Annotated in this window: 11 protein-coding genes and 1 pseudogene; 4 read left to right on the top strand and 8 right to left on the bottom strand. The window is 64.6% G+C overall.

All coding sequences use genetic code 11. The features are described from left to right. The first annotated feature begins 45 nt into the window (after positions 1 to 45). From tssJ to icmH, 3 genes are all read left to right on the top strand, one after another. Positions 46 to 675: a type VI secretion system lipoprotein TssJ gene (gene tssJ, locus E1748_RS00955; protein WP_133645284.1), complete on the top strand. Its 630-nt coding sequence runs from the start codon at positions 46 to 48 to the stop codon at positions 673 to 675. Positions 676 to 767: 92 nt separating this feature from the next. After that, positions 768 to 2,114: a type VI secretion system baseplate subunit TssK gene (gene tssK, locus E1748_RS00950; RefSeq protein WP_133645283.1), complete on the top strand. Its 1,347-nt coding sequence runs from the start codon at positions 768 to 770 to the stop codon at positions 2,112 to 2,114. Further along, positions 2,111 to 2,899, top strand: a complete 789-nt coding sequence (gene icmH / locus E1748_RS00945) for a type IVB secretion system protein IcmH/DotU (protein WP_133645282.1) — start codon at positions 2,111 to 2,113, stop codon at positions 2,897 to 2,899. The genes tssK and icmH overlap by 4 nt, the downstream gene beginning before the upstream one ends. 53 nt (positions 2,900 to 2,952) lie before the next feature. Here the strand turns inward: icmH and pdxR are convergent, their stop codons facing one another. Further along, positions 2,953 to 4,431 carry a MocR-like pyridoxine biosynthesis transcription factor PdxR gene (gene pdxR / locus E1748_RS00940; RefSeq protein ID WP_133645281.1) on the bottom strand — a complete coding sequence of 493 codons (1,479 nt, stop codon included), beginning with the start codon at positions 4,429 to 4,431 and terminating at the stop codon, positions 2,953 to 2,955. Positions 4,432 to 4,533: 102 nt separating this feature from the next. Here pdxR and E1748_RS00935 point away from each other — a divergent pair, with 102 nt between their 5' ends. Beyond that, a complete protein-coding gene (locus E1748_RS00935; protein ID WP_133645280.1) occupies positions 4,534 to 5,508 on the top strand; it encodes a DMT family transporter in 975 nt (324 codons plus the stop codon). Positions 5,509 to 5,567: 59 nt separating this feature from the next. Here E1748_RS00935 and E1748_RS00930 read toward each other — a convergent pair. The 7 genes and pseudogenes from E1748_RS00930 to E1748_RS00900 all read right to left on the bottom strand — a co-directional run. Then, positions 5,568 to 5,819, bottom strand: a pseudogene (locus E1748_RS00930) (hypothetical protein); the annotation flags it as partial. 8 nt (positions 5,820 to 5,827) lie between these two features. After that, on the bottom strand, positions 5,828 to 6,301 hold the full coding sequence (locus E1748_RS00925) for a dihydroneopterin aldolase (protein ID WP_205965186.1): 474 nt from the start codon (positions 6,299 to 6,301) through the stop codon (positions 5,828 to 5,830). Beyond that, positions 6,298 to 6,948: a sarcosine oxidase subunit gamma gene (locus tag E1748_RS00920; protein WP_133645279.1), complete on the bottom strand. Its 651-nt coding sequence runs from the start codon at positions 6,946 to 6,948 to the stop codon at positions 6,298 to 6,300. Before E1748_RS00920 ends, E1748_RS00925 begins: the two co-directional genes overlap by 4 nt. Further along, positions 6,938 to 9,949 carry a sarcosine oxidase subunit alpha family protein gene (locus tag E1748_RS00915; RefSeq protein WP_133645278.1) on the bottom strand — a complete coding sequence of 1,004 codons (3,012 nt, stop codon included), beginning with the start codon at positions 9,947 to 9,949 and terminating at the stop codon, positions 6,938 to 6,940. The genes E1748_RS00920 and E1748_RS00915 overlap by 11 nt, the downstream gene beginning before the upstream one ends. Further along, positions 9,946 to 10,254, bottom strand: a complete 309-nt coding sequence (locus tag E1748_RS00910; RefSeq protein ID WP_133645277.1) for a sarcosine oxidase subunit delta — start codon at positions 10,252 to 10,254, stop codon at positions 9,946 to 9,948. Before E1748_RS00910 ends, E1748_RS00915 begins: the two co-directional genes overlap by 4 nt. A gap of 24 nt (positions 10,255 to 10,278) precedes the next feature. Continuing rightward, on the bottom strand, positions 10,279 to 11,523 hold the full coding sequence (locus E1748_RS00905; RefSeq protein ID WP_133645276.1) for a sarcosine oxidase subunit beta family protein: 1,245 nt from the start codon (positions 11,521 to 11,523) through the stop codon (positions 10,279 to 10,281). Between the two features lie 22 nt (positions 11,524 to 11,545). Further along, complete coding sequence (locus tag E1748_RS00900; protein WP_133645275.1) at positions 11,546 to 12,931, bottom strand: L-serine ammonia-lyase; 1,386 nt, start codon at positions 12,929 to 12,931, stop codon at positions 11,546 to 11,548. Positions 12,932 to 13,245 lie beyond the last annotated feature (314 nt).

The raw sequence follows: 13,245 nt of genomic DNA, 5'->3' as shown, positions 1-13,245 counted from the left end.
ACGCCTTGACGGGAGACGACAGGCCCGACACGCCTGTCGATATAAATGAATCTGGCTTTAATCCGTTATACAGCGCGTTATGCGACGATCCTCGTGGCGAGCGTGCCGCTTCTCGCGGGCTGCGCCGCAGCCATTCCAGCACTCGGCACCGCGGCGCAGGCGGTGATGCAGGCTACCGGCCTCACCAAGCCGGATTTGCCCGACGCGCAGAAGCCGCCGCGCAATATAGGCTTGACGCTCTATGCGGCGCCGAACCTGAATGCAGCCACCGACAACAAACCGCTTGCATTGGTGGTCCGCCTCTATTCGCTGAAAGACCCGACCTCGTTCCAGCAGGCCCCATTCGATACCTTCACCGATCCGAACAAGGAAAAGACGACGCTCGGCGCCGATCTGCTCAATGTCCGCGAGGTGACGCTGATTCCCGGCCAGCGTTACAACGTGACCGAAAAGGTCTCGCGCGAAGCGCAGGCATTCGGTATCGTCGCGCTGTTCCGCGATCCGGCGATGCAGCGCTGGAAATTCGCTTTCGATCCGGCGAAGTCGGAGAAATCCGGCATAATGATTGGCCTTCATAACTGCGCAATGACCGTAACCAGCGGCACGGTGATACCGGTCGAACAGGGAATGCCGGCACAACCGCTCAATTTGCTTTCTTCGGTCAGTTGCGGTTAAAGATGTCGCTGTAATGTCATTTAACACTTTTTGCCGATTCATCGTTCTATGTATGGATCGGCAGTTGGCCCGACGCATATAACAGGTTTGAGATGAGTTATTCAGCCAAGGTGCTCTGGGGGGAAGGCCTTTTTCTCAGGCCGCAGCATTTTCAGCGTCAGGACGCCTATCACGAAGCTCGCCTGTTCGAGTCGATTCAGGCGATCCAGCCGTACAACTGGGGCGTGCGTTCGGTGCGCCTCGATCGCGACGCGCTTGGCAGCAACGTGCTGCGCGTCAGCGAGCTGTCGCTGGTGTTTCCGGACGGCGCGCTCTACTCCGCGCCGCAGGCCGACGAGCTCCCCCCGCCGATCGCGCTCGATACGCTGCCCGACGGCATCAACGAATTCACGTTCTATCTGGCGCTGCATCCGGTGCGCGAAACGGGCGCCAACTATTCGGCCGACCGCAACGCAGGTTTCGTGTCGCGCTACGTTAGCGAGCAGTCGCCGGTCGCCGATCATTTCACCGATGCGGCCGAAGCCGACATCACGTTCCTCAAGACCAGCGTCAAACTGATCGCGCACAGCGAACCGCGCGACCAGCTGTTGTCGGTGCCGCTCGTACGCGTGCGCCGCACCGCGACCTCGGGCTTCGAGATCGACGATGCGTTCGTGCCGCCGTGCCTCGCGATCGACGCGTCGCCGATCCTGCACCAGCGTCTGCGTCAGCTGATCGATGCGCTGCAGGCGAAGGTCAATGCGCTGTACGGCTTTCACCGCGAGCCGACGAAAAACATCATCGAGTTCCGCTCGGGCGACATCGCGTCGTTCTGGCTGCTGCACACCGCGAGCGCGGCATTCGCGTCGCTCGCGCATCTGTACCAGCACGCCGCACTGCATCCCGAACGGCTCTTCCAGGAACTGCTGCGCCTGGCCGGCCAGCTGATGACGTTCTCGAAAGGCTACGCACTCGCCGATCTGCCGCCGTACCGGCACGACGATCCGGGCCCCGGTTTCGCACGGCTCGACACGATCCTGCGCGACCTGCTCGAAACCGTGATCTCGACGCGCTACTTCGCGATTGCACTGGAAGAAGTACGGCCGTCGTTCCATACGGGCCGTCTCGACTCCGGCAAGATCGACGACAAGACGATGTTCTACATCGCCGTCTCGGCCGACATGCCCACCGTCGAACTCGTCGAAGCCGTGCCCGCGCGCTTCAAGGTCGGTGCCCCCGACGACGTCGACAAGCTGGTGCTGTCCGCGATGCCCGGCGTGCGCCTCGTCTATACGCCGCAAGTGCCGCCCGCGATTCCCGTGCGACCCGGCGCATGCTACTTCTCGTTCGAAACGCGCGGCGCGCTGTATGACCGCATGCTGCAGGCCCAGTCGGCGATGATCTACGCGCCGTCCGGAATCAACGATCTCAAACTCGAACTGATCGCCGTCACATCATGAGCTACGCGCCCTCCCTGTTCGGCGACGGCAACCAGCCGGCCCCGAATCCCGCCTCCGCCCCGCTCGCCGAGCCCAGCTACCAGGTCCGGTCGCTGCTCGACCTGCTGTATGACGGCTTCTTCATGCTGTTCCTGCTGAAGAACGGCCGCGAGCCTGGCGACGCTGCCGAGTTCGGCTCGCGCATCCAGCAGTTTCTCGGCGACTTCGAACGCGGCGCGAAAAAGCTGAACGTCGCAGCCGAAGATGTCTACGCGGCAAAATTCGCGTTCTGTGCGGCGATCGACGAATCCGTGTTGTCGTCCACGTTCCGCATTCGCACCGAATGGGAACGGCGTCCGCTGCAGCTCGTGCTGTTCGGCGAGCAGCTGGCCGGCGAGAAGTTCTATCACTACCTTGAAGAGTGCCGCGCGCAGGGTGCTGCGCGCCTGCAGTCGCTTGAGGTGTTCCACATGTGTCTGCTGCTCGGTTTTCAGGGCAAGTATCTGCTCGAAGGTCCGGAGAAGCTTGCTTACCTGACCGCGCGGCTCGGCGACGAAATCGCGCACATGAAGGGCAAGCGCGCGCCGTTCGCGCCGCACTGGCCGCTGCCCGATCAGGTCGCGCACCGGTTGAAGCGCGAAGTGCCGTTGTGGGCGATCGGCGCCGTGTTCGCGCTCGTCGGGATGCTCGGGTATCTCGGGCTGAATACGTATCTGCGCGACTCGACGCTGCATGCGCTCGCGCCGTATTCGCAGGTCGTCAAGCTCGGACCGCAGTCCGCGAATCTGACGATCTCGCTGCCGTAAGCGTATCAAGCAAAGGCGATGCGCAAGCCGCATCGCCTTTTTCATTCTCCGCACTACCCCGTGCGCCACACCTCCCGCAGCATCGCGAGTCCTTCGCGAATCTCCGTCTCGTCCACGCCGCCGTAACCGAAGCCGATGCCGCTGCGTGCGCCTGCGCCAACGCTATAGGCCGACAGCGCTTCGAAGCGCACGCCGCGCTCGAACGTGCGTTGCAACAGCCGGTCGACGTCGCGCCGTCCTGGCCGCGCGAACGCGGAGAGATGCAGCCCCGCATCGGATGCGATCGGTTCGAGCAACCCGTCGAAATCGCGCTGCAAGATTTCCAGCAGCAACCGCCGACGTGCACCATAAACGTCGCGCATCTTGCGCACGTGCCGCGCCAGATGCCCTTCCGCGATGAAGGCCGCGAGCGTGTCCTGTGCGGGCACCCCTGTATGCCATTCGGTACGCAGCTTCAATGCGATCAGCGCAGGCTGTGCCCACGACGGCGCGACCACATAGCCGAGCCGCAGCGACGGCAGCAGACTCTTCGAAAATGTCCCGACGTAGAACACCGAGCCCGAGCGATCGAGCGTCTGCAATGCATCGAGCGGCCGCGCGCCTAATCGAAACTCGCCATCGTAGTCGTCCTCGACGATCACTGCGCCGTGCGTCCTCGCGAAGTCGAGTAACGCCACGCGTCGCCGCATCGACATCGCCGTGCCCAGTGGAAACTGATGCGACGGCGTCACGCATATCACTCGCGCATCGGCAGGCAGACGGTCGACCACGAGCCCTTCGTTATCGACCGGCACCGGCACCACGCGTGCGCCCGCGAGCGCGAACGCCGAGCGCATCGGCGGGTAACCGGGGTTCTCGATCGCGACGGTGGTACGGCCCGACGTCACGAGAATCCGTGCGAGCAGATCGAACGCCTGTTGCGCGCCTGCGGTGACGATCACGTCGTCGGGCCGGCACGCGACCGCGCGTGCGAACGCGACGTGCGCGGCAATCGCTTCGCGTAGTGCCGTGCGGCCCTGCGCGTCCGAATAGATCGCAGGCGCACGCGACAGCGCACGCAACGCGCGCCCCGACAAACGCTGCCAGATGTCGAAGCGAAAAAAGCGTTTCTCCGGCACGCCGAACTGAAAGTCGTGCGGCTTCGGCGTCGGCATCGGTTCGTAGGCCGGCAGCGACTGCGCACGCCAGTACGCGTTGAGTCGTGGATCGCCCCGCCCGGTTGTGCGCGTCGCAGTCGGAGCAGTCGATCGCATCGCGCGCTGCGGCAACGCATCCGCGACAAACGTACCGGCCTTCCGACGCGTGACCAGATAGCCCTCGCTCAGCAACAGATCGTACGCAGCGACCGCCGTATTGCGCGAGATCCCGCACGCGTCGGCGAATGCGCGCGTCGCGGGCAGCCGCAGACCGGGCGCAAGCCGCCCATCGAGGATCGCCGTGCGCAGTTGCCGGTGCAGTTCGCGCAGCAGGTTGCGCGAATCGCGCGGCGGCAGGGTCAGCGGGAACTCGAACGGCCCATATTCTGGTTCCATAAAATTTCCCATTTATGGTTCTTTATGCATACCAGAAGAATGCCTATTGTGGAGCCGTGACACAAGCTCTGATCCCCCGAAACAACACCGAGGAGAACAACCATGAAGCGCACCGATCTCGCCACACTAATCGGCGTCGCCGCGTTGTGGGGCGCGTCGTATCTGTTCATCCGCATGGGCGCCGGACAGTTCGGCGCGGTGCCGCTCGCAGGTGCCCGTGCGGCACTTGCGGCTCTGCTGCTCGCACCGGTGCTGGCACTGCGCGACCGCCAGGGTCTGCGCGATCTGCGCAAGCACTGGAAGCCGATCGCACTCGCGGGCATCACGAATTCCGCGCTGCCGTTCGTGCTGTTCAGCTTCGCCGCGCTGACGATTCCCGCCGGCCAGTCGTCGATGTTCACGGCCGCGACGCCGCTCTTTACCGCAGTGATCGCGCGCTTCTGGCTGAGCGAAAAGCTCGATGGCATGCGCATCGCAGGGCTCGCAGTCGGCTTCGCGGGCGTGCTGTGGCTCGTGTGGGACAAGGCGGGCTTCGGCCATTCAGGACACGGCGCACACGATGCGCACGCGCACGCCACCACGCTCGCCATCGGCGCATGCCTGTGCGCGACGCTGCTCTACAGTTTCTCGGCGAACCTGAGCAAGCGATACCTCGACAACGTGTCGCCGCTCGCGATCGCAACCGGTGGCCAGATCGTGTCGGCGATCGTGCTCGCGATACCGGCCGCCGTGCTGTGGCCTGCTACGTCGCCGGCGCCGCGCGCCTGGGCCGCATTGTTCGTGCTTGCACTCGCGTGCACGGCATTCGCCTACGTGCTGTTCCTGCGATTGATCGCACGGGTTGGCCCCGGCCGCGCGATGACCGCGCTGTTTCTGATTCCTGCGTTCGGAGTGTTGTGGGGCGCGCTCTTTCTCGGCGAGACGCTCACGCTTACCATGATTGCCGGCTGCGGCATCGTGCTGATCGGCACTGCGCTGACGACGGGTGTACTGCGCACATCGTTTCGCAAGCCTACGACTGCTAAACCGCGCACACTGCGCAACGATCAGCCCACATGCCCCGCATCCGGCACATGAAATACCGCGCGCGCAATCTCATCCACTGAGTCCCCTGCGCACTCGACGTCCCGCACGCGCCTCGCGCGTGCACGCGCTTCACCGACCACACGAGCCAGCGTCGCCGCACTCATCCGTGCGGCGACGCCGCGTACATAGTCGTGATGCCGCGCATCGAGCGGCGCATGCAGATGTTCGGCCTGCAGATAACGGATCAACGCGATCCGCCGGTGGCCGAGCGCCATGCTTTGTTCAAGCAGCGTAATCGCGGCCTGTGCATCGCCCGCGTCGTACGCACGTCTGACGAGTTCGGAGGTGCGGGCGCGCGGCATCGAACGAATCAGTCGGACGACAGAAGCGCGCCGCGTGCGCACCACGCATCGTAATCCGCGCGAGTCCAGTCGAGTTCAACGCCGAGCCTGCGCGTCCTCTCGCGAATCTTCGGCTTATGCAGCGCAAGCGTCAGCGCATCGAGCGCGGGCCATTCGCGAAACGACAGCACTGCGAGTTCGACCACGAGCGTTTCGAGCATCCGCGTGTGCGGTTTCGTCGCGAGAAATGCGGTGACGCGTTCGCAGTAGCGTTCGTAGTCGATCATCGCGTGAACGTCGCCCTCCGACGGCTCGCAACGATACGCGAGGCTCGCATCGAGCACGACCGGCTGAGGTGCCTCGTACTCGTGCGGATAGAGCCCGATGCGGGTCGACACCTCGAGCTCGTCGACGAACACACGCCAGCCGCGTCCCCGGCCCGCAGCAGGCGCGAGCCGATCGCGCGACGCCATTTCGACGCGCGGTGCGTCGACCGGCTTCACGACATCAGCGGCGCGGCCGCGTCGAGCATGATGCGCACGAAGTAGTCGGCGAAGCTGCGCCGCACGACGAGTTCATACGCGTTGTCGCCAGCCGGAATCAGCACGATCGACGCCTTGAAGTAGTGACTCTGCGCACAGCTACCCTGGCCGAACACGCGCGGATGCAGATCCAGCGGACAGCCGCGCGCGAGCACATCACGCACCTTCTCGCCGCTCACTTCGAGCACGGTATAGCCGCTGCCGATATCGACCGCCGACGCAAACTGCCCGGCCAGCGCCGCAGCCAGCCGCTTCTCCAGCGTCGACGCCTGTTGCTGCTGCGAACGCACGAGCCATTCGTCCGGCCCGAGCCACAGGATGTCGTAGCCGTTGCCACGCGCGACCGTGTTCGGCTTCGCGGGCGGCCGGCAACCGGTCACGCTTTCCACCGCGCTCGCGAACGCTTCGTCGGATGCATCGCCGCGCAGATTCACGAGATCGCGGAACGGCCGTTCGTCGAGACGGAATTTCTTCGATGCGGCCGTGTGATGCGCCTTCATCAGATCGTCGACACCGACGAGCGGCGACTCCGACCACACGTCGCCTGCCGCGCGCTGCACGACGGCCGAAGCCGCACCGGGCGCATTGCTTCTGGTTTCATTCCACATGTTGACGGACTCCTTCGGTGTCGTAGAAAACCGGGCTCGCGATCTTCGCGGTGACCTGCCGGCCGCTCGCGAGCGGAATCGTCACGCTCTCGCCCATTTTGTCGAGGCCGCCCTTCACGACCGCGAGGGCGATCGAACGCTTCAGGATCGGGCTGTAGTAGCTCGACGTCACGTGCCCGAGCATCGGTACCGGCACGTTAGCGGCGCCCGCTCCCAGCCCCTGCGGCACGATCTGGCTGCCTTCCGGGATCACGAATTGCGCGTCATCCGACAGCAGGCCGACGAACTGCTTGCGGCCTTCCTTCGCAGTATCGGAACGCGTGAGCGAACGCTTGCCGAGAAAGTCCTTCGACTTCGCGACCAGCCCGCCCATCCCGAGATCGTTCGGCGTGATCGAACCGTCCGTGTCCTGCCCGACGATGATGTAGCCCTTCTCCGCCCGCAGCACGTGCATCGTTTCCGTGCCGTACGGCGTGATATCGAACTCGGCGCCTGCGGCCATCAACGCTTCCCATACGCCGCGACCCAGATTCGCCGGCACGTTCACTTCGTACGCGAGTTCGCCGGAGAAGCTGATCCGCATCACGCGCGCACCGACGCCCGCCACCGTGCCTTCGCGATACGACATGAACGGGAACGCAGCGTTCGCGAAGTCGATATCGCTGCACACCTTCTGCAATACCTTGCGGCTCTTCGGGCCGACCACGGCGAACGTCGCCCAGTGATCCGTGACCGATGCGAGCCGCACTCTCAGGTTCGGCCACTCGGTCTGCAGCCAGCGTTCGAGCCATGTCAGCACGCGCGCGGCACCGCCGGTTGTGGTGGTCATCATGTAGTGCTGGTCGGCGAGCCGTACCGTGACGCCGTCGTCGAACACCATGCCGTTCTCGTCGAGCATCAGCCCATAACGACACTTGCCGACTTCGAGCTTGCTCCACGGATTCGTGTAGACCCAGTTCAGCAGTTGCGCTGAATCGGGGCCCTGAATGTCGATCTTGCCGAGCGTCGACGCATCGAGAATACCGACGCCGTTGCGCACCGCAAGGCATTCGCGCGCAACCGCCGCGTGCAGATCCTCACTGCCCTGCGGGTAATACCAAGGACGCTTCCAGTTACCGACGTCCTCGAATGCCGCGCCGTGCTCGACGTGCCATTCGTGAATGCAGGTCTTGCGGATCGGATCGAGCAGATCGCCCAGCTCGCGGCCCGCGAACGTGCCGAACGTAACCGGTGTGTAGTTCGGCCGGAACGTGGTCGTGCCGGTTTCGGGAATCGTCTTGCCAAGCGCATCGGCGAGAATCGCCATCCCGTTGATGTTGCCGAGCTTGCCCTGATCGGTGCCGAAGCCCATCGCGGTGTAGCGCTTCACGTGCTCGACCGATTCGAAGCCTTCGCGCGCAGCAAGCAGGATGTCCGCCGCCGACACGTCGTTCTGGAAATCGACGAACTGTTTCGGCCCACGCGGCGCTGCATCGCGACTGCCGACGAGCCACAGCGGCTGCAACGGTGCTTCCGCGATCTCGGCTGCGTGCGGCGCCTGCGGACGCGGTGCGTCGAAGCCGGTTGCCTTCGCTGCCTCGACACCTGCATCGACCGCGAGACGCAGTCCACGCGCCAGACCAAACTCGCCTGCCGCCGCGCCGATGCTCGACTCGGCCTGCATCGCCTTGCCCGGCACGAAGCACACCTTGTCGTCGTTCCAGTGCGCCTTGCCGCCCGACTGCGCGAACAGATGCAGCACCGGGCTCCAGCCGCCCGACATCGCGAGCAGATCGCACGGCAGATCCGCCGCGCGTGCGCCGACCTTGCCGTTCGCGTACGCAGCAACTTCCACGGATGCGACCCGCAGCTTGCCGTGCGCGACCGTCACGACCGAACCGTTCAGCACCTTCACGCCGTGACGTCGCGCGGCAACCGGCAACGCACCCTTGCTTTCACCACGCGGATCGACAACGGTGACTTGCGCGCCGCACGCCTTCAGATCGAGCGCGCATTGATAGCCGTCGTCGTTGTTCGTGAACACGACCACCGTGCGACCCGGCAGCACACCGTAGCGATGCACATACGTCGACACCGCCGACGCGAGCATCACGCCCGGCAGATCGTTGTTGCCGAAGACGATCGGACGCTCGTGCGCACCAGTCGCAAGAATCACGCGCTTCGTGCGGATTTTCCACAGCACTTCGCGCGAGCCCTTGCGCATCGACACCGGCAGATGATCGGTCAGACGCTGCGTGACCGTAACGAGGTTGTGATCCTGATAGCCGAACGCGGTGCTGCGCGAAAGGATCTTCACGTCGGGCATCTGCGACAGTTCCGACTCGACTTTTTCGACCCATTGCAGCGCGGGCCGTCCGTCGATTTCCGCGCGGCACGACAGCAGGCTGCCGCCGAGTTCGCGCTGATCGTCGACGAGGACGACGCGTGCACCGGCGATCGCCGCCGCATGCGCCGCAGCGAGTCCCGAAGGTCCGCCGCCCACCACCAATACGTCGCAATGCGCGTAGCACTTGTCGTAGCGATCGGCGTCGAGCGCTTCCGGTGCCTTGCCGAGACCCGCGGCTTCGCGGATCTTCTCTTCGTACTTCGGCCAGAACTTACGCGGCCACATGAACGTCTTGTAGTAGAAACCGGCCGGCAGGAAGCGCGAAAACTTCTGGTTGATCGCCATGCGATCGTGCTCGATGCTCGGCTCCGCGTTCACGCTGCTCGCGACGAGCCCCTGGTACAACTCGATTTCGGTCGCACGCGCATTCGGCACCGTGTACGCGCCGCGCTCCAGCTGCACGACGGCATTCGGTTCCTCGACACCGGCCGTGACGATGCCGCGCGGCCGGTGGTACTTGAAGCTGCGCGCAACGAAGTGCACGCCGTTCGCGAGCAGTGCCGACGCGAGCGTGTCGCCCTGAAAACCCTGATACGTGCGGCCGTTGAACGTGAACGTCAGCGGGATCGCGCGGTTGATGCGCCCACCGGCGCCGAGGCGGTCTTTCTGGCTCATGGTGTGTTGCCTTTGGGAGCGTCGTGGGTAGCAGAATCTTCGGCGCCGCCGCCGAAGGTTTCGTAGCCGTGGAACTGGTAGGACACCGTGTCGCGCGTCGCCATGAACCAGCGACGGCAGCCCTGCGTATGCAGCCATTGCTCGCGGTGCACGCCGCGCGGGTTCTTGCGCATGAACAGGTAGTCGCCCCACTCTTTGTCGTTGAGCTTCTCCGGCTCGAGCGGACGCATGATGTCCGCTTCGCCGCCGCAGCTAAATTCGGATTCGGCGCGCGGTCCGCACCACGGGCATTCGATCAGCAGCATGGGTTATCTCCGTTGTGCGTGGGGTTAGTGGGCGACCGCGGCGGCGCCGTGTTCATCGATCAGATGGCCGGTGTAGAAACGGTCCAGCGAGAACGGCGCGTTCAGCGGATGCGGTTCGTCGCGAGCGATCGTGTGCGCGAATACCCAGCCCGAGCCCGGCGTCGCCTTGAAGCCGCCGGTGCCCCAGCCGCAGTTGAAGTACAGCCCCTTCACGTCGGTCTTGCTGATGATCGGGCACGCGTCCGGCGACACGTCGACGATGCCGCCCCACTGCCGGTTCATCCGCACGCGCGAGAACACCGGGAACATCTCGACGATCGCCTGCAGCGTCCCTTCGATGATGTTGAAACTGCCGCGCTGGCCGAACCCCGTGTATTGATCGACGCCCGCGCCGATCACGAGATCGCCCTTGTCGGACTGGCTGATGTACGCGTGCACCGCGTTCGACATGATCACCGTGTTGACCACCGGCTTGATCGGCTCGGACACGAGCGCCTGCAACGGATGGCTTTCGAGCGGCAGCCGCACGCCGGCCATGTCGGCGAGCGTCGACGTGTTGCCCGCTGCGACCACCGCGACCTTCTTCGCCTTGATGAAACCCTTCACCGTATCGACGCCAGTCACCGCGCCGCCCGAGCGGCGAATGCCGGTGACCTGGCAGTTCTGGATGATGTCCACACCGTGTTGATCCGCACCGCGCGCGAAGCCCCACGCGACCGCATCGTGACGCGCGACGCCCGCGCGTCGCTGGATCGATGCGCCGAGCACCGGGTAGCGGCTGTTCAGGTTGATCGTCGGTTCGATTTCCTTGATCTGCGCGGGCGTCAGGAATTCGGCATCGACACCGTTGAGCCGATTCGCGTTGACGCGCCGCTCGGTGTCGCGCACGTCCTGCAGCGTGTGCGCGAGATTCATCACGCCGCGCTGGCTGAACATCACGTTGTAGTTCAGATCCTGCGACAGCCCTTCCCACAGCTTCATCGCTTTCTCGTACAGCGCGGCCGATTCGTCCCACAGGTAGTTCGAGCGCACGATCGTCGTGTTGCGCGCGGTGTTGCCGCCGCCGATCCAGCCTTTCTCCAGAATCGCGATGTTCTTCACACCGTGTTCCTTCGCGAGGTAGTACGCGGTCGCGAGACCATGCCCGCCGCCGCCGACGATCACGACGTCGTATTCCTTCTTCGGCTCGGGGCTACGCCATTGCCGCTCCCAGTTCTCGTGATACGACAACCCGTTGCGGAACAGACTGAATATCGAATAGCGGCTCATGGGGTGCATCCTCTCGTTAGCTTCAGCATTCGATGACGTTCACGGCGAGACCGCCGCGCGACGTTTCCTTGTATTTCGTCTTCATGTCGGCGCCGGTTTCGCGCATCGTCTTGATCACGTTGTCGAGCGACACGTAGTGCTGGCCGTCGCCCTTCAATGCCATCCGCGACGCGTTCAACGCCTTGATCGCGCCCATCGCGTTGCGCTCGATGCACGGAATCTGCACGAGCCCGCCGACCGGATCGCAGGTCATGCCCAGGTTGTGTTCCATGCCGATCTCGGCGGCGTTCTCGACCTGCGTCGGCATGCCGCCCATCACGGCGGCCAGCGCGGCGGCAGCCATCGAGCACGCGACGCCGACCTCGCCCTGGCAGCCCACTTCGGCACCGGAGATCGACGCGGTTTCCTTGTAGATGATGCCGATCGCGGCAGCGGTCAGCAGGAAGTCGACGATGCCGGCATCATTTGAGCCGGGCACGAACTTCACGTAGTACTGCAACACGGCCGGGATCACGCCGGCTGCGCCATTGGTCGGCGCGGTGACGACACGGCCGCCGGCCGCGTTTTCTTCGTTGACCGCCATCGCATACAGGTTCACCCAGTCGAGCATCGACAGCGGATCGCGCAGCGATTCTTCGGAACGCACGCGCAGTTGTGTCGACAGATCGGCCGCGCGACGCTTCACGCGCATCGGGCCCGGCAATTCGCCGTGCACCTTGCAGCCCCGCTCGATGCAGGCCGCCATCGCGCGCCAGATCGCGAGCAGCGCGTCGCGCACTTCGTGCTCCGGACGCGTCGCACACTCGTTGCGCAGCGTGACCTCGGCAATCGACAGACCGCTTTCGCGGCACACGCGCATCAGATCGTCGCCGGTGCGGAACGGGAACGGCACGTCGCCGCCCGCGCGGACGCCGTTCACACGATCGCCGTCGCGATTCACGACGAACCCGCCGCCGACCGAGTAATACTCTTTCTCGACCAGCAGCTGGCCGTTTTCGTCGAACGCCTGAAAGCGCATGCCGTTCGGGTGGACGACACCGGTACCGGCCATCAGCTTGCGGTAGAACGTCAGATGCTCGCGCTCTTCAAACTGCACCGGCTGCTTGCCGAGCAGGTTCAGCGACTTCTGCTCGCGGATCTGCACGAGGCGCGGCGCGATCAGATCGGGATCGATCGTGTCGGGCAGATGCCCTTCGAGGCCCAGCAACACCGCCTTGTCGGTGCCGTGGCCCTTGCCGGTCGCGCCGAGCGAGCCGTACAGCTCGATCTCGACGCGGCGCACAAAACCGAGCAGATTCGCATCCTCGACGTGCGACGCGAAGCGGCACGCCGCAATCATCGGACCGACCGTATGCGAACTCGACGGTCCGATGCCGATCTTGAACAGATCGAAGACGCTGACGTTCATGGAAACTGCCTCGCGAGTATGGGTGGACCGGCAGCGCGGCAGGCCTGGTGGGACACCGCACGCGCATTTACCAATGTGGCGCCAGTACACCAAAGCGTAAAATCCACCGATAGAACAAAAACGGCATCGACGTGGGACGGCACCGCCACCGCGCCGTTCCGGCGGCCCGCCGTTCGTTTCCGCGATGGTTCGCGGCGGAAATGCGCAAGTCGCGGCGGGCCCGATCGGCGACGCTAGGACCATCGCGCGCGCGTACCTGCGTGCGCGCGACGACAGCCCCGACTTCGTACAGGTTTAACCCCGCTGGCTCACCC

The sequence above is a fragment of the Paraburkholderia flava genome (assembly GCF_004359985.1).
Classification (GTDB): Bacteria; Pseudomonadota; Gammaproteobacteria; order Burkholderiales; family Burkholderiaceae; genus Paraburkholderia; species Paraburkholderia flava.
Note: the sequence above shows the minus strand (reverse complement) of the source record. Positions and strands in the feature narration are given on the sequence as shown.